Origin of the sequence: Saccharothrix sp. CB00851, from assembly GCF_001905065.1 — a bacterium.
In the GTDB taxonomy this organism is placed as follows: domain Bacteria; phylum Actinomycetota; class Actinomycetes; order Mycobacteriales; family Pseudonocardiaceae; genus Actinosynnema.
Genome location: NZ_LWLC01000056.1, coordinates 272,204 through 293,441, shown reverse-complemented (window position 1 = coordinate 293,441; position 21,238 = coordinate 272,204). Strand labels below are relative to the sequence as shown.

General features: G+C 70.4%; 7 protein-coding genes (1 of these 7 only partly in view). All 7 read right to left on the bottom strand.

Annotated features, from left to right (window positions below; translation table 11 throughout):
* Window positions 1–90: 90 nt before the first annotated feature.
* Window positions 91–816 carry a thioesterase II family protein gene (locus A6A25_RS38355; protein ID WP_198933004.1) on the bottom strand — a complete coding sequence of 242 codons (726 nt, stop codon included), beginning with the start codon at window positions 814–816 and terminating at the stop codon, window positions 91–93.
* A 123-nt stretch (window positions 817–939) separates the two neighbouring features.
* Window positions 940–1,668 carry an ABC transporter permease gene (locus tag A6A25_RS38350; RefSeq protein WP_083668998.1) on the bottom strand — a complete coding sequence of 243 codons (729 nt, stop codon included), beginning with the start codon at window positions 1,666–1,668 and terminating at the stop codon, window positions 940–942.
* Complete coding sequence (locus tag A6A25_RS38345) at window positions 1,658–2,608, bottom strand: ABC transporter ATP-binding protein (protein WP_073898859.1); 951 nt, start codon at window positions 2,606–2,608, stop codon at window positions 1,658–1,660. Before A6A25_RS38345 ends, A6A25_RS38350 begins: the two co-directional genes overlap by 11 nt.
* A gap of 27 nt (window positions 2,609–2,635) precedes the next feature.
* Window positions 2,636–8,551 (bottom strand): type I polyketide synthase, encoded by a 5,916-nt coding sequence (locus A6A25_RS38340; RefSeq protein WP_073898857.1) that lies wholly within the window; start codon window positions 8,549–8,551, stop codon window positions 2,636–2,638.
* 2 nt (window positions 8,552–8,553) lie between these two features.
* A complete protein-coding gene (locus A6A25_RS38335) occupies window positions 8,554–11,820 on the bottom strand; it encodes a non-ribosomal peptide synthetase (RefSeq protein WP_073898855.1) in 3,267 nt (1,088 codons plus the stop codon).
* Window positions 11,821–11,911: 91 nt separating this feature from the next.
* Window positions 11,912–18,667, bottom strand: coding sequence for a non-ribosomal peptide synthetase (locus A6A25_RS38330; RefSeq protein ID WP_073898853.1), 6,756 nt, complete (start codon window positions 18,665–18,667; stop codon window positions 11,912–11,914).
* Window positions 18,664–21,238 carry the 3' portion of a type I polyketide synthase gene (locus tag A6A25_RS38325; RefSeq protein WP_073898851.1) on the bottom strand. The gene runs 2,114 nt beyond the window's last position, so the window shows 2,575 of its 4,689 coding nt (coding positions 2,115–4,689); its start codon lies off the right edge, out of view; it ends in the stop codon at window positions 18,664–18,666. The genes A6A25_RS38330 and A6A25_RS38325 overlap by 4 nt, the downstream gene beginning before the upstream one ends.

Here is a 21,238-nt window from a genome sequence, read left to right as displayed (position 1 = left end):
ACCAGCACAAACGGGTTAAAACGCCAGCGTCCGGCGAGGACGCTTTTCAAGCTTTTCCAGCTTTGATCTTTGGGCAGTCGAGCACCGCGATCACCTGGCCGAGGCGGCCTTCCGCTGCCACAGCAGCTGGATCTTCGACTCCATGAGCGCGGCCATCTCCGGTCGGCGTTCCTCGACGAAGAAGTGACCGCCGTCGAACTCCGTGGTCTCCACCGGGTGCTCGGTGTAGCGCTGCCACCGGTCCGTGACGACCCGGTCGTCGCGGCCCTCCATCAGCACAACCGGGCACCGCAGCTGCTCGAACGTCGACTCCTCGTAGCCGCCCAGCAGCCGCAGGTCCGCCGCGATGATCGGGGCGAAGTAGCTCATGAAGTCGGCGTCGGCCAGGTTCTCCTCGCTCAGCCCGCCGTAGTCGCGCAGCACCTGCTTCAGGCCTTCGGGCGTGTCGAGGTCGGCCACCGCCTTGAACCGGCTGTCGCACGGCGCGGCCGACCCGGAGCTGAAGAACACCAGCGGCGGGTTGTCCAGGCGGTCCTGGCACAGCTTGGCGACCTCGTAGGCGATGTTGCTGCCCATGCTGTGCCCCCAGATGGCGAACGTTCCGCGGAACGAGTCGACCATCTCGGTGAAGATGTCCCTGGCCAGCAGCGGCAGCGACGCGGGCATCGGCGTGTTCGTCCGCTGCTCCCGCAGCGGGTACCGGGCGATCCGGACGTCGATGCCGTCGCCGAACGCGAACTTCCACTTGCTGTAGTACAGCATCCCCGCGCCCGCGTGCGGGAAGCACACGAGCGGGAGCTTTTCCACGACGCTCACAAGCACCCTTTCCTGTCCAGCTGTCCCCCAGGCGACCGGATCACCCCGACCGCACTGACGACGACACGGCCCCCGCCGCTCCGCGTGACCGTGTCGCCGACCAACACCCGTCCGGGCGCTGCCTCACGCCCTTTCCAGGAACCGCACGGCGCCGAAGAACCCGACCACCGTCCACGCGGCGAGCATGATGTAGCTGATCGGCTGCGCCTCGAACGTCGTGTGCGCCAACGACGCCCTCATCACCTCGGCCATGTGGTAGATCGGCAACACCTCGTGCACGGCCTGGACCCAGCCGGGAAGCCGCTCGATCGGGAAGTTGATCGGCGAGAACATCAGCGAGATGAACGCGATCAGCTGCGACAGCGCCATCGCGGGCTCGGCCGGGATGACGAACGAGTAGCCGTACCCGATGGCGAAGCAGGACAGCACCATGAGCACGAACGCGGGGATGATCGTCCACGAGACCGCGTAGCCGGGCTCGAAGATCAAGTGCGCGACGAACACCGAGACGGCGATCGCCGGGACGGTGACCATGGCCCAGATGCCGACGTCGGCGATCAGGAACAGCTTGCGGCTCACCGGCAGCGACTTGACGAAGTCCATGTAGCCGGTCATCTTCGCGCCCGCGTTCTGCATGGGCACGGTCACCAGCGCGGTCATGATCAGCACGATCGTCGGCGCGCCGGTCGCGAGGTAGAGCATGCCGCCGCCCTCCGGCGACGACATCAGGTACGAGAAGCCGATCGCCACGCCCAGGGCGATCACGATCATGATGATCGAGAAGACGACCAGGTAGCTGCCCTGCTTGCGGGCCTGGAGTTCGATCACGTACTTGAGGTTGCTACCGGACACCTTCGACCGCTCCTCTGTTACCGACGAGTTCGATGTACATGTCTTCGAGGGTGATCTCGGTGAGGGAGTACTCCGCGAGCAGGCCGCGGTCGCGCTGCTCCGCGCCCCACTTCAGGGCCTCGGAGGCGAGTTCGCGCTCGAACGTCAGCGTCAGCTCGGCCTCGGCGACCTTCAAGCCCTCGGCCCAGGTGGGCACCTCGAACCGGTCCTCGGGCGCCTTGGCGACGGCTTCCAGCTTCATCAGGTTGCCGGCCGCCTCAGCCCTGATCTGGCGCGCGTTGCCCTGCTTGAGCACCTTGCCCTCGTTGAGCACGGCCATGGTGTCGACCGCGCTCTCGGCCTCCCGGATGCTGTGCGTCACCACCACGACGGCCGTGCCGTCCTTGGCCAGGTCGCGGATCGCGCCCCACAGGAAGCGCCGCCGGACCGGGTCGACGTCGTTCGTCGGCTCGTCCAGGATCACCGCGCGCCCGGGCGCGACGGCGGCCATGCAGAACCCGGTGAGGCGCAGGATGCCGCCGGAGAGCTTGGTGCCCTGCACGTCCGCCCACTGCATGATGTCGAGCTTCTCGAACAGCTCCGTCGTGCGCCGGTCCACCTCCTCGGGGCTGATCCCGCGCAGCTGGCCCATGACGCGGGTGACCGACCGGGGGGTCAGCTCACCGAGCGGCGTCTTGGACTGCGGCTGCACCGAGCACAGGTAGCGCCCCAGGTTCCGGTTCTTCACGATGTCCTGGCCGGCCACGACGATCGAACCCGAGTCGGGCTTGAGCAGCCCCAGCAGCTGGTTCACGATCGTCGTCTTGCCCGCGCCGTTGTGGCCGAACAAGCCGAATACCTCGCCCTCGTCGACGTGCAGGCTCACGTCGTCGTTGGCCAGCGTCGTGCGACCTCTGGATTTATACGATTTCGTGACGTGGTCGAGCTCGATCACAGCCATGGTCAACCTCCTCCGGTAATCAACGTATCACTCGGCGCCGACGCGCCCGGTCAGCTGTGCGACTTCGTCATCGAGAATTCGGACGAGGTCGTCCGGGTCTTCGACCCACTTGCTCAGGACGAGCAGGTCGAGTCGCCCGTTGCCCACTTTCGACACGCCGTAGCAGTCCGCGTAGTCCAGCTTGGACTGATCATCGGTCAGTTGGGCGAGCGTCATGTCCCAGATTGCGTCGTATTCGTCCTCGACATTTCCGACGAAGTTCAACAGGCACGTCGGCCGGAGCGTCTTGCCCATCACCGACAACACTTTTCGGTGCTTCACGATCGACCGGAGGTTCTGGATCAGGTTCAGGAAGCTGACGTTGTTCTTGTTCATCATGCGGACCTTGTCGGTGATGATCCCGTCGAGGTCGCGCATCGTGTCGCGTTCGGCGGGCACCAGCACCGGCAGGCTGCCGAGGACCATGCCCATGACCTCGGAGTAGTCCTTGTCCTCGAACACCCGTGACTGGAACAACATGATCAGCGCGACCTTGTCGATGCCGAGCAGGCGGGCGACGACGCGCGCGTAGAGGTGCACGACCACGTAGAACAGGTCGACCTCCGTACCGTCGGCGGCCCGGAGCCGGTCCAGGTCGACGGAGTAGCGGACGTCCCGGATGCGGCTGTCCGCGAACCGCGCGGACCTCTCCTGGATGATCTTCGCATACCGGACGTACTCGACCAGGTCGAACTTCTCGATCAGCTCGTCGGAGGTGATGTCGACCGGGCCCTTGGCGATCTGGTCCTGCAGGTGCCGGTAGCTCTTGGCGATCGGCATCGCCCGGCTCGTGCCCGCCGACAGCTCCTCGTAGCGCTTGAGCAGGTCGCCCCGGAACAGCTGGCCGGACGCGTGGTCGAAGATCGAGTGGTCGAACTGGAACAGCAGGTCGTGCGAGCGGTCGTTGTACTTGATCAGGACGACCTGGTACATCGGCTTGTCGACGACCTTGAAGTCCATGTTCCACTCGCGCTTGACCAGTTCGGCCTTCAGCTCCTCCTGCTCGTGCGGCTCCAGGCCGGACAGGTCCAGCGTCGGCAGGGCGATGGTCTCCGGCGCCTCGAACTCCTTCCACCGGAACCGCCCCATCGACCGGGTCAAGAAGCTGCGCATGAGCCCGTGCCGCCCGATCACGTCGCACAGCGCCCGCTGCAGCACGTCGAGGTCGACCAGCTCGCGGAACTGGATCAAGTACAGCTGCAGGCGCGACTCGGTGGCGAAGTGCTGCTTCTGCATCGCGCTGATCGGGTAGGTCCACTTCACCGGCCGGGACCCGATGGAGCGGCGCAGCTCCTCCTGCCTGCGGTCGATCTCGGCGAAGACGGCCGAGTAGCCGCCGGCGTAGGACGGCAGGCCCGCGCTCGCCTTCAGCGCGGCGAAGTCCAACGCCATCCCGAGTTCCTCCCCACCGCCCGGGACAACGTAATGGGGCAGGTATTCCGAGGGCACCCGCAGTTCGCTGAACTCCCGGACAACTTTCTTCTTCAGCGCGTCGTCCAGGCCCGTCACGAAAAGCACGACGAGGGTGTCCTCGTCCCGGCCAGACTTCACCTCGCGGAACGCGCACGGCGTGCCGAGGCGTTGTTCCAGCACGGTCGCGAGGCTCTCGAAGGACACCTCCTCCGAGCCGCCGCGGCGGACCGTCCGCTCGACGTACGCGGCGAGCCCGGCGACCGTCGGGTGGTTGTAGACCTCGTTGGCCAGGACCTTGTAGCCGTTCTTCTCCAGCGCGTTGGTGAACTGCACCAGCCGCACCGAGTCCAGGCCGATGTCGAAGATGTCGGCGCGGTCGTCGATCTCGCTGAACCCGAGCAGCGCGCGGATCTCGCGCTCGATCACCGCCGCGATCGCCTGCCGCTCGTCGCCGCGGGCGGCCTCGACCTCGACGTCGACCACCTTGGCCTCCGCCTGCGCCCGCAGGAGGTCCAGCCCGTGGAACGCCGTGCCGATCCCCGCTTCGCGCAGCCGCGGCAGCAGGTCCAGCACCGACCGGTCGTCCTCCCGCACGTTCCCGAACGCGTAGAGCCGGGTGAGGCCCGCCGCGTCGGCGCGCTCGTTGTCGGCGAACCAGGAGGTGACCTCGCGGTCCCACCCGCCGCGGTCCAGCCCGGGCCGCGACAGCACGTGGCACGGGATCCGCCGCTCGCGGCCCAGCTCCGCCAGCAGGCCCAGCAACGCGCGCCGGTCCAGCCCGGCGTCGTCGTCCTCCCGCACCGGCGTGTCCCACAACACGACCTCGTCGACCCCCTGCAGGATGCGCAACCCGGTCGGTAGCTTGGCGGACAACGCCCCCCACGTCGAGCCCACGACCGCGGGCAGCACGGAAATCCGCTCGTCCACCGCGCCGACCCGCGTCTCCGGACCGCCCGTACCCAGGTCGAACGGCAGGATGTCGACCGTCCGGGTGAGGCTCGCGCCCGTCAGGTCGCGCACCACGTCCTCGACGTCGCGCCGGCGGCTCAGCACCACCGTGCGCACGGCGCCGCCCGCCGCCGTGCCGCCGCCGTCCAGCGGCACCATCCTGGGCACGAGCCGCCGGCCGCGCTCGTAGCGGACCGCGACATCGTCGGGCCGGTGCGCCTCCAGCTCCCGGCGCAGGGACTCGCGCCACGCGTCCCGCCCACCGCGGTCGGCGAGCGCCGCGTCGCACCGGACGGCCCTGATCCGGAACTCCGGGTGCTCGTGGTTGACGCCGATGAGCAGCGGCAGGAAGTCGCCGCGGGTGCCCAGGAAGTCGCCGCTGTCCAGCACCACGACGTCCTTCACGCACCGCTCGCGCATGTCGGGGATGACCGCGCACAGCCCCCGGACGGTCGCCACCGCCGACGCGTAGTCCGCGCGGTCGACCACGAACGTGTCACCCGCCAGGGAGTGGTCCTCCAGGTCGGCCACGAGCCGGCGGAGGTCGTCGGCGTCGCCGGGGCGGACCACCGCGCCGGACTGCCGGTCGAACCGGTACTCCGGGCCGGACGTGACGTAGAGCGCCCGCCAGTGCGGCACCTCGTCCAGCACCCGCTTGACCCGGCGGCGGTCGTCGGTGAGCACGACCAGGACCTTCGGCTGCTCCTTCCCGGTCGAGGCCGGGTGCACGGACGGCGCCCAGGTCAGCCGCGAGGCCGCCGCGGGCGCCGCGGTGACGGTCCCCGTGACGGTCTGCCGCGCGGGCCGGGCGGTCACCACCCGCGTGCTGCCGTCGCCCGGGCCGTCCAGCATCCGCTGGAACTCCTCGATGTCGACCGGGAACTCGACCTTCTCGAACGGGTACAGCGGCAGCTTCACCTTGCGCGGCTCGCGGCCCTTGTGGAACGCCTTCCAGTCCAGCGAGACGCCGTTCTCCCACAGCTTCTTGACCGCACGCGCCAGGTGCTCGTCGTCGCCGATCTCCTCCATGCGGTGACGCAGCATGTTGACCGTGGTGACGTCGGCGTCACGGCCGATGGCGCGCACGAACGACGACAGCGACTTGCCCGGCCCGACCTCGACGAACAGGGTGCCGCCACGCTCCAGGATCGCCTCCACGCCGTCCTTGAACCGCACCGTCTCGCGGGCGTGCTTGCAGTAGTAGTCGCGGTCGGTGGCCTGCGCGGCGGTGATCCACGTGCCGGTCACGTTCGACAGGTACGGGATCTTCGGCTGGTGCAGCGTCACGCCGTCCAGCACCTCGCGGAACCGGCCGAGCATGGAGTCCATGTACTGCGAGTGGTAGGCGTGGTCGGCCTCGATGTGCGCGAACTTGATCTCCCGCTCGGTGCACTGCCGCTCCAGCTCGGCGATGGCCGCCGGCTCGCCGGAGACGGTGCAGTCCTCCGGGCCGTTCACCGCGGCGATGGCCAGCTCGTCGGTCAGCATGGTCCGGACGACGTCCTCGGGCGCCCGCACGGAGGTCAACGCGCCTTCGACCGTGGTGTCCATGAGGCTGCCCCGCGCCTGGACCAGGCGGATGCCGTCCTCCAGCGAGAACACACCGGACACGCACGCGGCGGCCAGCTCGCCGGTGCTGTGCCCGACCATGCCCTTCGGCTTGAGGCCCCACCCGATCAGCGTGCGCGCCATCGAGGTCTCCAGCATGAACAGCAGGACCTGCGTGATCTCGATGTTGTTCAGCTGCTTCTCGGCCTCCGGCGAGTCACCGAAGAAGACCTCGCGGGGCACCTCGCTGCCCAGGGCCGTGCTGATCGCGAAGCACTCGTCCAGGTGGGCCCGGAAGACCGCTTCCTTCTCGTAGAGGTCGCGGGCCATCCGCAGGTGCTGCGCGCCCAGGCCGCTGAACAGGAAGTAGACGTCTCCGCGCGCGTTCTTGTGCACCTGCGCGGGCGACTCTTCGGCGTCCAGCGACTCCTGGAGCCGCTCGCGCAGCTGGTCGGCGTCCGTGAACTCCACCGCGTAGCGGTAGGCGAGGCGGCGCTGGCGGTTCTGCAGCGTCCACGCCAGGTCCGAGCCGTCGACGTCGGGGTGCGCCGCCAGGTGGTCCACGAAGTTCTGCTTGATCCGCCGGATCGCGTCGGCGGACGTCGCCGACACCAGGAACGTGTTGTACGCCCGGCCCTTGGTCGAGGTCGGTGGCGCCGCGGGTGCCTCTTCCAGGACCACGTGCGCGTTGCTGCCGCCGATGCCGAACGAGCTGACGCCCGCGCGCAGCGGCAGCACCTCGTCGGCCGCCGACCGCTTCGGCAGCAGCTCCCGCTTCTCCGCCACCACGTAGAACGGGCTGCCGTCGAGGTCGATGTTCGGGTTGAGCTCGGCGAAGTGCGGGTTCTGCGGCACGGTCCGGTGTTCGAGGATCTTGCACGTCTTGATCAGGGAGGCCACGCCCGCGCCGGTGTCGAGGTGACCGATGCTCGCCTTGAGCGAGCCCAGGCCCGTCGTGCCCGGCTCACCCGCCCCGAACGCCTTGCGCAGCGCCTCGACCTCGATCGGGTCGCCGAGCGCGGTGCCGGTGCCGTGGGTCTCGATGTAGGACACCTCGGAGGTGGGCACGTTGGCCACCCGGTAGGCCTTGCGGATGACCTCGGCCTGTCCCTCGATGCTCGGCGCGGTGTAGCCGACCTTGCGGTTGCCGTCGTTGTTGACCGCCGAGCCCTTGATCACCGCGTAGACGCGGTCACCGTCGCGCAGCGCGGTCTCCAGGCGCTTGAGGACCACGACGCCGACGCCGTTGCCCTCGACGGTGCCGCCCGCGTCCTTGTCGAACGGCCGGCAGTGGCCGTCCGGCGAGTGGATCATGTTCTCCTGGTAGCGGTACCCGTTCTTGTGCGGCAGGGTCAGCCCGCTGCCGCCCGCCAGCGCGATCTGGCACGCGCCGGTCCACAGGTTGCGGCACGCCATGTCGATGGCGACCAACGACGTCGAGCACGCCGTGTGCATCGTGAGCGCCGGGCCCTTGAGGTCCAGGGCGTAGGCGATCCGGGTGGCGGCGAAGTCCTTGTCGTTGAGCTGCATGCCGGTGAACGTCATGCCGGTTTCCAGGATGTGCCTGGTCAGGGTGTGCGTCTCCCACGCGAGGTTGTTCGTCGCGCCGAGGAACAGGCCGATGGCCTCCGACCGGCCCTCGGCCGAGTAGCCCGCGTCCTCCAGGGCGTGGAACACCTCTTCGTGCAGGGCGCGGACCTGCGGGTCGAGCAGCGTCGCGTCGGCCGGGGTGTAGTTGAAGAAATCCGCGTCGAAGTACTCGATGTTCGGGAACACGCCCTTGGCCCGGACGTACTTCTCGTCGTCCAGCGTCGCCTTGGCCACGCCCATCTCGAGCAGCTCGTCGTCGGTGAAGCGCGAGATCGCGTCCACGCCGTCGACCAGGTTGGCCCAGAAGCGGTCGATGTCCTCGGCCTGCGGGAACCGGCCGGCCATGCCGATGACGGCGATCTCCAGCCCGGTCTCCCGGCGCTTGACGGCCTTGTTCTCCGGCATGGTCAGAGCTCCTCTTCAAGCTCGGCGGCGAGTTCCTCGGCGATTTCGTCCGCGATCTCCAGCAGCAGCGCGCTGGCCGAGAAGGCGCGCTCCTCCTCCTGCTCCTGCTCGGCGAAGGTGTCCTCGGGCTCGGCCTCGTCGGCGTCGGCTTCGTCGGCGTTGCCCATACTGTCGAGGTAGGCGGCGAGCGAGGCGATGGAGGTGTGCTGGAAGAGCTGGACCAGCGGCACGTTGCGGTCCAGCACCTTGCGCAGCCGGTTGTTGATCGTCAGCAGGTTGAGCGAGTTGATGCCCAGGTCGAAGAAGTTGCGGTTGACGTCGATGGCCTCGACGGGCACCAGGTCGGCGATGATGTCGACCAGGATCCGCACCACGTCCGACACCGGGCCGAGGTCCGGCGCCTGCCGGGCCGCCTCCGGCTCGGGCCGGATCTCCGCCAGCCGGGTCCGGTCGACCTTGCCGCTCTTGTTCAACGGGATCCGGTCGAGCTGCGCCAGGCCCGCGGGCACCATGTACGGTGCGACCTTCTTCAGCATCGCCTGCCGCACCGCGTCCGGCGCGATCGGCTCCGGGGCGACGTAGTAGCCGCGCAGGCTCTTCTCCCCGTCCACCTCGACGCAGATCACGGCGGCGTCCTCGATGCGGTCCAGCGACCGCAGCACGCTCTCCACCTCGCCGAGCTCGACCCGGAAACCGCTGATCTTGACCTGGTCGTCGGCGCGGCCGAGGTAGTCCAGCGTGCCGTCGGGCAGCTCGCGGACGAGGTCGCCGGTGCGGTACAGCCGGCGGCCGGGCAGCGCGGGCACCGTGACGAACGTGGCGAGGTCGAGGTCCGGCCGGTTGTGGTAGCCGCTCGACACGCCGTCGCCGCCGACGCACAGCTCGCCGATCGCGCCCGGCGGCAGCACGTTCAGACCCCGGTCCAGGACGTGGACCGAGGAGTGCGCCAGCGGGCGACCGATCGGGATCCGCTCGCGGCGCAGGTCCTCGGGGCGGATCTCGTGCGTCGTGGAGAACGTGGTGTTCTCGGTGGGGCCGTAGCCGTTGGTGATCCGCAGGTCCGGGCAGGCCGCGCGGACCTTCACCAGGTGCTGGACCGACAACGCGCTGCCGCCCACCAGGAGGTGCTCCAGCCCGTCGAAGATCGTCGGGTCGTAGGCGCACAGCTGGTTGAACAGCGGCGAGGTGAGCCACATGGCCGTCACCTGGTTGCGCTTGATCGTCTCGCGCATCAGGTCGCCGTCGAGCACGTCCAGCTCGTCGGCCAGCACCAGGGTCGCCCCGAACAGCATCGTCCCCCAGATCTCGAACGTGCTGGCGTCGAACGCGGGCGAGCCGGTGAACATCACGACCTGGCGGTCGTGGAAGTCGAAGAACTCCTGGTCGGCGACCAGGCGCAGGATGTTGCGGTGGGTGATCCGGCAGCCCTTGGGTGTGCCGGTGGAACCCGACGTGTACATCAGGTAGGCGGTGGCGCCGTTGAGGTTGCGCCGACGCGGGAACGGCGGCACGTCGCCCGCGGGCCTCGACACCAGCAGCACCCGGGAGGACGACGGCACCTTGTCGGCGTACTCCGGCACCGTGCACAGGTGCTCCACGCCCGCGTCGGCGACGACGTACTCGACCCTGGGCTTGGCGTCCTTGGTGTCGATCGGGACGTAGAAGTTGCCGTTCTTGAGCAGGCCGAGGATCGCCGCGATCAGCTCCGGGCGGCGGTCCGCGAGCACGCCGACCGCCGTGCCCGGCACGACGCCGCGGTTCTTCAGCTCCCACGCGACCGCGTCCGACCAGCGGTCCAGCTCGGCGTAGCTGTACTCCTCGCCCCGCCACACCAGCGCGGTCTTGTCGCCGTGGGACGCGACGACGTCGGCGAACACGTCCACCACCGACGAGTCCAACAGCGCGGACGGAGCCGCTTGCGCCGCCGGGGCGTCCTCCGACCGGCCGTCGCCGAGCGCGATGTCCGCCACCCGCACCCGCGGGTCGTCCACGGCGGCCGTGAAGACGCGCACCAGGCAGCGTTCCAGCTCCCGGATCAGCCCCGGAGCGTAGTGGTTCTCGTTGTAGGCGAGCGTGATCGCGAACTCGGCGCCGGGGTTGACCACGATGTGCAGGTCGTAGCTCGTCCGCTCGAAGACCTCCACGCCCTCGAACGCGAGCCCGTCGCCCTCGTCGCCGCCGAAGTCCTGCAGCTGCTGGGACAGCGGGTAGTTCTCGAAGGCGACGACGTGGTTGAGCAGCTTGTTCTTCAGCGGGGTGACGCCCTGGATCTCGTGCAGGGCGTAGTGCTCGAAGGCGTTGGCGCGCAGGTAGGACTCCTGCACGTCGCGGCACAGCCCGCCGAAGTCCTGGTCCGCGCCGGCCGTCACGCGGACCGGCTGCGTGTTCGCGAACAGCCCCACGGCCTCGCCGATGCCGCCCAGCTCGGTGCCGCGGCCGGACACGACGCTGCCGAAGACGACGTCGTCGGCGTAGTTGAACTTCTGCAGCACGACGCCCCAGGCGGCCTGGAAGACGGCGCTCTGCGTCACCTGCGCCTCCTGGGCGAACCGCTTCAGCCCGTCGTGCAGCTCGGCGGGCAGGACGAACCGGTGCGTGGCGCCGCGGTAGCCGCCGGGACGCGGGTCGGCGGGCAGCACGGCCTCGTTCTCGTAGCCGTCCAGCACCTCCGCCCAGAACCGCCGGGCGTCCTCGCCGCGCTGCCGCTCGTACCACGCGATGTAGTCGCGGTACGGCATCACCTCGTGCCGCGGCTGGAACGAGCCGGAGGTCGTCAGCTCCTCGTAGTAGCCCACCATCGTGCCGAACAGCGGGCCGAGCGACCAGCCGTCCAGGATGATGTGGTGGAACGTGAAGACCAGCCGCCAGCGCCGGTCGCCGACCCGGATCAGGGTCGCCCGCAGCAGTACGTCCGTGCTGAGGTCGAAGCCCTTCGCGCGGTCGGCGACCTTGAACTCCTCGACGTCCCGGTCGAGCTCGGGCCGGTCGCGGTAGTCGCGGACGTCGAGCGCGGGCGCCCACTCCTTGAGCACGATCTGGTACGGCTCGTCGGTGTTGCGGTACGAGAAGATCGTGCGCAGCACGCTGTAGGTCCGGGACACGCCCGCGAGCGCGGTGCGCAGGTGTTCGACGTCCACCTCGCCCGAGATCACGAAGTCGAACTGCTCCACGTAGGCGTCCGAGGCCGTGTCCACGGCATGGCTGAGCAGCATGCCCTTCTGCATCGCGGCCAGGCCGGAGATGGACTCGATGTTGTCTTTGTCAACCATGAACCAGGCTCTCTACTTCGCCCTGACGCGGTGATCGGGTCGTGGTGGCCGTCGGCCGGTGCTGGGGTGTTCGGTCGTCGTCATGCGCCGGTCAGTTCCCGCCCGCGACATCCAGCAGGATGTCGGCGAGCACGTCCTGGCGGATCGGCGATGACACCTGGAAGCCCCGTGGCCCACCGGACTTCAGGGCGTCGCGGACCTCGTGGAACGAGGTGTCCACGGCCCCGGTGAGCTTGCGGGCCAAGCCGCTCGACTCCCACGAGCGCGGGTAGCGCACCTCGACCAGGAGGTCGCGGCCGCTGCGGGTGGCGATGATGTCGAGGGCGTGCGGTGAGCGGACGTCCGCGTCGGTGGTGATGTCCGCCGGGAGGTGGGTGACGGCGACGCCGTCGGAGCCGTCGGTACCGTCCTGGTCGCCCAGGTAGTTGAAGCAGACGCCCGGCCGGACCGCGGCCAGCGCGTCCCGGTCCTCGCCGAGGCCCTCGTCGAACCGGAGCAGCGGGCAGAACCCGGCGCCCCGGTCCGGCAGCCGCTCGAACGAGCGGCGCACCGCGTCCAGGGTGTCGGCGACGTCCTGCCCGACCTCGACCAGGTGCGGGAACGTGCTGGTGAACCAGCCGATCGTCCGGCTGAGGTCGTGGTCGCCCGCGATGGGCTCGCGGCCGTGCCCTTCGAGGGTGAACAGCACGCGGTCCCGGCCGGTCACCGAGGCCAGCGCACGCGCCACGACGGTGAGGACGGTCTCGGCGGCGCTCGCGCCGTGGGCCTCCCGGGCGGCGTCGAGGAGCGCGAAGTCGTCGGTCTCCGCGAGCCGTACGACCGTCGTGGTCGTCTCGGACCGCGTCACGTCGTGCTCTGCGAACACCTCGCCCGCGTCACCCGCGGTCCGCGCCAGGTCGAGCCAGTAGGGCAGCTGCGCGCGGAAGCCGCCGTCACGCGCCCGCCGCTTCACCTCGGCCGTCCACGCCGGGAACGGCATGGTCTTGGCCGGCAGCTCGGCGTCGGGGTCCGCGAGGCAGGCGAGCAGGTCCTCCAGCACGACGCCCCACGACACGACGTCCACGGCCAAGTGGTGGATCGCGATGGCGAACTGCCCGCGCCCCTCCCCCAGCCCGGCGGCGAGGCTCACGGCCGGGCCGCCCCGCACGTCCACCCGCGCCTGCACCGTGCGCAGGTACTCCGTGAGGTCGGCGTCGGACAGCCCCTCCGGTGCTTCCTCGCCGTGGACGAGCGACGGTGCGTCGACGTCCCGGACGGTCAGCCCGCCCTGGTCGTCCACTGCGACGCGCAGCAGGTCGTGGTAGCGCACGAGCCGTTCGGCGGCGCGCACCAGGCCGTCCAGCGGCGCGGGTCCGGGCGGGGTGACCAGCAGGCACTGGTTGAACACCAGGGCTCGGTCGGCCAGGTCGTCGAGGAACGCCTGCTGGATCGGGCTCGGCGTGATCGGGCCCGACAGCGGTGCCTGGTCGTAGCCACCCGGGCCGGCACCGGCGGAGTCGACCAGCTTCTCGCCCAACGTCCGCAGCGTCGCGTTGCCGAGCAGGTCCGCGACCCGGACCTGGACGTCCTGCTCCTTGAGCCGGGCCACGATCTGGATCGCCTTGATCGAGTCGCCGCCCAGCGCGAAGAAGTTCGCGTCGATGTCGTCCACCGGGACGCCCAGCACGTGGTGCCACGCGTCGGCGAGCACCCGCAGCGAGTCGGTCTCCGGCGCCGCGGCCGTCGCACCGGCGGTGAAGTCGGGTTTCGGCAGCCGCGCCGCGTCGACCTTGCCGCTGGCGTTCAGCGGCACCTCGTCCGCGCGGATGATGAACGACGGCACCATGTAGTCCGGCAGCCGGCGGGCCAGCGCCGCGCGCAGCACCGGCTCGTCGTGCTCCCGGCCGTCCTCGTAGCCCACCCAGAGGCACAGGCTCCGGTTGCCCTCGGCGACCTCGTGCACGCCCGCGTGCGCCCAGCGGACGTAGGGCTCGTCCAAGGCGACCTGGATGATCTCCGCCAGCTCGATGCGGTAGCCGCGCAGCTTGATCTGCTGGTCGACGCGGCCGGTGTAGTAGAGCAGGCCGTTGGTCTTGAAGGTGACGATGTCGCCGGTCTTGTACAGCCGCTCGCCGGGGACGGCGGGCGAGTGCACGAACCGCTCGGCGGTCAGCTCCGGCCTGTTCAGGTACCCGTCGGCCACGCCCGCGCCGCCGACGTAGAGCTCGCCGCTGACGCCGACCGGCACCGGGCGGAGCTGCTCGTCGAGCACCCACAGCGAGGTGTCGTTGATGGGCCTGCCGATCGGGATCGCGTCGTCGCGGTCGAGCTGGTCGAACACGTGCACGGCCGCGAAGACCGTGGTCTCGGTCGGCCCGTAACCGTTGGCGAGCCGGCCCGGCCCCAGCAGGTCGAACGCCCGCTTCACGTGCACCGGCGAGGCCATCTCGCCGCCGAAGATCAACCTGCGGAGGCTGCCGAGCAAGCCGGGCGCGTGGTCGACCAGCGCGTTGAACATCGCCGCGGTGATGAAGAAGCTGGTGACGCCGTGCCGTTCGATCACCGCGCCGAGCCGGTCGAGGTCCAGCACGGACTCCTTGTCCGGCACCACGAGCGACCCGCCGTTGGTCAGCGCGCCGTACATGTCGTAGACGGAGCCGTCGAACGAGTAGTCCGAGATCATCAGGAACACGTCGCCAGGGTCGGCGGCGTAGAAGACGGACTGGTGGACGACCCGCAGCACGCTGCGCTGCCGGATCACCGAGCCCTTCGGCACACCGGTCGTCCCCGAGGTGTACATGACGTAGGCCTCGTCGTCGCTGCTGCCCGGCAGCCCGGGGTTGTCGGTGGAGGCCCGCGAGTCGACCAGCGCCTGCAGGTCCACGATCCGGAGCCGGTCGGAGACCAGTTCCGCGGCCTGACCGATGCGCGCGCCGGTGGTGAGCAGGATGCCCGCGCCGGAATCGTCCACCATCACCCGCAGCCGTTCGGCGGGGAAGTCGGTGTTCAGCGGCACGTAGTAGCACCGCGCCTTCAGCACGCCGAGGATGGCGACGACCGTGTCGAACGAGCGGTCCACGAGCAGCGCCACCGGCGAGCCGGGCGTCGCACCCAGCCGGATCAGGCTGCGCGCGACCTTGTTGGCCCTGGCGTTCAGCTCACCGTAGGACAGGCGCCGGTCGTCGGCGATCAGCGCCGTGCGGTCCGGGTCGGCGGCGGCGTGCTCCTCGAACAGCCGGGCGATGCCCCGGGTGTCCAGGGGCGGCGACGGCACCGTCGCGAACGACCGGATCAGCTCGGTCTCCCGGGCGGGCATCAGCTCCAGCGCGCCCACCGGGTCGTCGTCCGCGGCGGTGACGAACGACCGCAGCAGCGTCGCGTAGCGCTCCGCGTAGAGCGCCATCGTCTCCTCGCGGAACAACGCGGTGGAGTACTCCCACTCCAGCAGCAGCTCGCCGTCGGCTTCCCTGGTGCTGAGGGTGATGTCGTACTTGGCGCTGCCGTCGTCGAACGGGAGGACCTGCTCGTCGTCGGGATCGAGCCCCATGTCGGTGTTCTGGTGCACGAAGCAGACGTCGAACAGCGGACGGCGGCCGGGCACGCGCGGCGGGTCCAGCTCCTCGACCAGCGCCTCCAGCGGGTACGCCTGGTGCTCGAACGCCTCCAGCACGGTCGTGCGCAGGCCGCCGAGGAAGTCGCCGACACCGGTCGTGGGCGCGGCGGTGACCCGGATCGGGAGCGTGGTGACGAACATGCCCACGAGGTCCTGGTAGGTCAGGTCGGGCCGACCCATCACCGGCGCCCCGACCACCACGTCGCCCTGCCCGCTCAGCCGGGACAGCAGTTGCTGGAAGACGCCCAGCAGCACCATGTAGAGGGTGAGGTTGTGCTCCCGCGCGTAGCGCTTGGCCGCCTGCAGCGTCGCGCCGTCGACCGACGCGAAGAGCGTCGCGCCCGCCGCGGTGGCCGCCTCCGACCGCTGCCGGTCCGTGGTGAGCTGGAGCGTCGGCGCGCCGTCGGCGAACCGGGACACCCAGTAGTCGCGGTGCGGCACCATGTCGGCGCCGCCCTGCCGCTCCAGCAGCCCGCGGACGGCCGAGCGGTAGTCCCGGTGCAGCGGCGGCAGGGCCTCGCCCCCGGCGATGGCGCCGAGGTCGCGGAACAGGATGCCCATCGAGGTGCCGTCGGTGATGATGTGGTGGATGTCGATCGCCACGCACGACACGCCGTCGTCGAACTCGAAGTAGCCGAAGCGGAACAGCGGCGCGGTGTCGAGGACGAACGGGCGGACGAACCGCGCCATCTCCCGGCGGGCCGCGTTTTCGTGGCTCTCGCCCTCCGCGAGGGCGCCCAGCCGCCGGTGCTCGACCGCGACCGGTACCTCCGCGCGCACCCGCTGGAACGGCTCGCCGTCGCGCAGGTGGAACGTCGAGCGGAGGCTGTCGTGCCGGCGCACCAGCACCCGCAGCCACTCCTCCAGCTCGGCCACGTCGAGCGGGGTGGGGCGGATGGTCAGGCCGCTGACGTTGTACGCCACCGAGTTCTCGTCCACCTGACCGGCGAAGTACATGCTCCGCTGCGGCGCGGTGAGCGGCAGCTCGTAGTCCTCCAGGACCTGCGCCACCTGCGCCGGGCGGCGGGCCGACCCGCTCAGCCGCGCCCGGATCAGCCCTTCGTCCAGGCCGAAGTCGCCGATCACCAGGTCGGTGAACTCGTCGAACGTCGGCTTGGCCAGCAACGCGGTCAGCGGGATGTCGACGTCGAGCACCGCGTTGAGCAGCTGCGTGATCTTCACCGACGAGATGGAGTCGCCCCCCAGGGCGAAGAAGTCGTCCTCGCCGCGGATTGCCGGGTAGCCCAGGACGTCGGACCACACCCCGGCGACCACCTTGCGGGCCACCGCGTCCTCGGCGGACTCGTCCAGCCCGGCGAGGCGCGGCGGCTGGGCCAGGATGGTGCGCAGCCGGTCGACCGGGTCGTCCGACGCCTGCTCCTCGGCACCGGGCGCCGGCTGGGCGCGGACCGTCTCGTCCCACAGCCGCACGTGGTGGAACAGCTGGGGCGGCAACGGCACCCGCCGCACGTCGGCGTCCCGCTCCAGGCCCGCGAACGGCCGCGCGCGGCCGGCGAGGAAGGCGGTGACCGCGTCGCCGAGGTGCCGGAAGTCGCCGGGCAGGGACGACGGGTCCTCGCGCAGCACGACGCCGCCGTCCACCAGGCGCGAGCCGTCGGCGTCCTCGGGGCTCAGCAACTGCCGCAGCCCGTCCAGCAGGCCCTCACGGGTGCCGCACACGATGACCGCCCGCGCGGGCTGGTGCTCGCGGCCCACCTGCATGGTGAAGCACACGTCGGCCAGGCCGAGTTCCGGGTGGCGTTCGAGGTGCTCCAGCTGCCGCGCCGCCGTCTGGACCAGCAGTTCCTCGTTGCGCGCCGAGATCGGGTAGACCCGCGGCCGACGCGCCTGGTCGGTCGTCGCCGCGCGGGCGGGCGCTTCCTCCAGCACCACGTGGCAGTTCGTGCCGCTCAGGCTGAAGCTGCTCACGCCCGCCCGGCGCGGGGTGTCGGACTCCTCCCACTCGGTGAGCCGGTCGGCGACGTACACCGGGGCGTTGGGGAGGTCGAGCAGCTGGTTCGGCACGTCGAAGTGGATCGACGGCGGGATGGTCCGCCGGTCCAGCGACATCAGGGTCTTGATCAGCGACGCCAGACCGGCGGCACCGACCGTGTGGCCGATGTTCGTCTTCACCGAGCCCAGCGCGCAGAACTGCCTGCGGTCGGTGAACTCGGCGAACGCGCTGGTCAGACCCTTGATCTCGATCGGGTCGCCCAGTGTCGTGCCGGTGCCGTGCGCCTCGATGTAGGACACCGACTCCGGTGCGATACCGGCCCGCTTCCACGCGCTGACCAGCAGGTTCTTCTGCGCCTGGGCGTTCGGGGCGGTGAGGCCGTTGCTGCGGCCGTCGTTGTTGACCGCGCTGCCCAGGAGGACGCCGTAGACGTGGTCGCCGTCGGCCAGCGCGCGCGACAGCGGCTTGAGGTAGACCCCGGCCACGCCCTCGCTCCACACCGTGCCGTCGGCCGCCGCGTCGAACGCCCGCACCCGCTGGTCGGCCGACTCGGTCTCGTTGCCCAGGCTGGACGGCGACAGGAACAGGTTGACCGCGGCGACGAAGGCGGTGTCGCAGTCGCCGTTGCGCAGCGCCTTGATCGCCGCGTCCACCGCGACCAGCGCGGACGAGCAGCCGGTGTCGATGACACTGGCCGGTCCGCGGAAATCGAGCAGGTACGACAGGCGGCTGGCCAGGATGCCCGACCACGACCCGGTGATCGCGGAGAAGTCCAGCTCCGAGAGGAACGGCAGGTAGGACGTGATCAGCCGGTGGGTGTGGTCGTTGCCGACGAACACGCCGGTGTTGGACCCGTACAGCTCGCTCTTGGCGTACCCCGCGTCCTCCATCGTCTCGACCAGCACTTCGAGCAGGACGCGGTGGTACGGGTCGAGCTGCTTGGCCACGTGCGGCGGGATGCCGAAGTACTCCGCGTCGAACAGGTCGACCCGGTCCAGGTAGCCGCCCTTGCGGACGGCGTCCGTGCCGCCCTCGACCCGCCGCAGGTCCTCCAGCCGCAGCGGCGGGAAGTCGCCGATCGACTCACGGCCCTCGACCAGGTTGCGCCAGAACTGCTCCTTGTCCGACGCGCCGGGGAAGCGGCAGGCCATGCCGACCACGGCGACGCGGTCGTCGTCCCGGCCCGCGTCGCCGATCGCCCGGATGAACTCCTTGGCCCGGTCGACGTCGAGCGCCTCCTGCTTGACCTGCATGAGCAGGTACCGCAGCAGGTCCTTCCTCAGTTCCGCGCTCGACGTCATGACTGCTTCCTCCCGGCACCGTCGGTGTCGGCGAACATGGTCATCAGCTCGGCGTCGCCGATCTCCTCCAGGACGTCCTGGAGCGACTGGTCGACACCTCCCGCGTCCGCGGTGCTCCGCGCCGCACCCGACTCGGCCGCGATCCGCTCGTCGATGTAGCCGGCGAGGCTGGTCACGGTCGCGTAGGAGTACAGGTCGGCGATGTCGATCCGGCCGGGGTAGACGTCCTCGACCTTCTGCAGCAGCTGCGCCGTCATCAGCGAGTTGCCGCCCAGGTCCTGGAAGCTGGCGTGGGCGTCGACCTCGGTCAGGCCGAGGACCGCGCCGTAGACCGCGCCGATCCTCAGCTGGGTCTCGTTCGGGTCGGACAGGCCGACGAGGCGGACCTCGATCGCCTCCCCGTCGGTGGACGCACCGCCCGCACCGGCCCGCGCGACGGCGTCGGCGACGTCGTCCTCCAGCAGGAACGGCATCTCGTCCAGTCGTTCCCGCAGCACGCCCAGGTCGAACCGGGACGGGATGACGCCGTCGGCCGGGTCGCGCAGGAAGTGGCTCAGCCAGGCCACGCCGTCCTTCACGGTGAGCGCACGGAACGGCGAGTCGCCGTCACCGACCCCGTACTGCACCGCCATGCCGACCTCGGCCCACGTCGGCCAGTTGACCGACAGCGCGCGCACGCCCTCGGCCCGTGCCCGCGCGGCCAGCGAGTCCATGAACGCGTTGGCGCTGCAGTAGTCGCCCTGCCCCTGCCCGCCGGTGACCGCGGTGATCGAGGAGAAGAACACCAGGAAGGCACCCGGGTGCTCCTTCACCAGCTCCACCAGGGCGACGCTGCCGTCAACCTTCGGCGCCAGCACGGCGTCGAACACCGAACGCGGCTTGTTGGCCAGGAACCCGTCGCCCGCGACGCCCGCCGCGTGGACGACACCGCCGAGCGTGACCGACTCCTCCCGCAGCCGGGCGGCCAGCCCGCGCACGTCGTCTTCCCGCGACACGTCGCACACCGAGTACTCGGCGCCGGCGATCTCCCCGACGCGCCGCGCGGTTTCGTCGTCCAGGGTCCGGCGACCCAGCAGGATGATCCGCTCGGCACCCTCGCGGGCCATCTCCTCGGCGACGCTCAGACCCAGGCCGCCGGCACCGCCGGTGACCACGAACGTCCCGCCCGCGTACAGCGGTTCGGCAGCCTCGGCGCCGGACTCCTCCGGGGTGGCCTCGGCGTACCGCAGGCGCCGCAGGTAGGTCTCCGAGCCGCGGATGGCCCGCAGGACACCGCCCGCGCCGCTCAGGGATTCCTTCAGCACGAACGCCGGCTCCGCGTCCGCCCGCGCGTCCACCACGTCCACCTGCAGGTGCCGGTGCTCCTGCCCGACGACCTGCGCGAGCGCCTCGGTGGCGGCGGAGTGCGGGTCGGTGGCGCCGTCACCCGGCGCGACCTGCCAGGCGTGCTTGCCCAGGACCTTCAGGCCGTGCGCGAGCTTGACCCGGTGCGACACGAACGCGCGGTACAGCTCGAACAGCGCGTCCACGCCGGACGCCCGCCGCTGCGCGTGGGTGAGGCCGTCGTCGGCGGTGAAGTCGGTCGCGAACAGCACGCCCTCGACCGCCTCCTGCCGCAGCCGTTCGGCCAGCAGCGCCGCGCCGTCCTCGTCCAGGGCGAACACGTCCCGACCGGTGTCGGTCCGCTCGCCCACGTAGCACGGCACGACCCGGTGCCCGAGCGCCTCGACCTCGGCGACGAGCCGCCTGCCCGCCGCGTTGTCCAGCACCACCGGTGCCCACACCGCCGGCTCGACCGCCGCCTCCGGCCGCGGCACCGCCAGCCACTCGACCTCCAGGTACCGGCGCGGTCCCGTCAGGCTGAACCGCCGCCAGTCCACCTTCTTCACGGTGTAGTCGGTGATCCGCGCGAACGGCACCCCGTCGACGTCGACCAGGTCCACGTCGTAGGTGATCGTCTCGCCGTCGCGGCTGTCGTCGCGGACCGTGCGGATCAGCGCGTAGCACGTCTCCGGCATCGGCCGGTGCAGCACGAAGCTCTTGTACAGGTACGGCAGGAACGTCTCGCCGCTGTTCTGCGAGATCAGGTTCACCGCGTTGTCGAGCTTGGCCGGGTGTAGCCCGAAGCTCTCGCTCGGCACGCCCTCCGGCAGCCGCAGCAGGGTCAGCGCGCCGGTCTCCTGCTTCCACACCGCGCGGACGTTGTCCCAGCGCGGGCCGAACTGGAACACGCCCGTGTCGGTCTCCGTGGGGTACGGGTCGGTCACCTCGATCGCGGCGGCCTTGAGGTCGTCGACGTCGACGGCGTCCAGCGGGGCGACGTCGCGCAGCGGGCTGATCCTGCCCTCGACGTGCGTGACCCACTCCCCCGCCTGCGCACTGGCCACCTGGAACGAGTAGCCACGCTCGACCCGGTCCAGCCGGGTGCGCACGGTCGCCTCCTCCCCCTCCTCCACGGCGAGGGGCACGAGGAAGAACACGTTCTCGAACCGCATGCTCTGCGTGTTCTCCAACGCGGCCAGCGCGGCACGCGCCATCTCCAGGTAGGTCGTGCCGGGCACCACGGGCTTG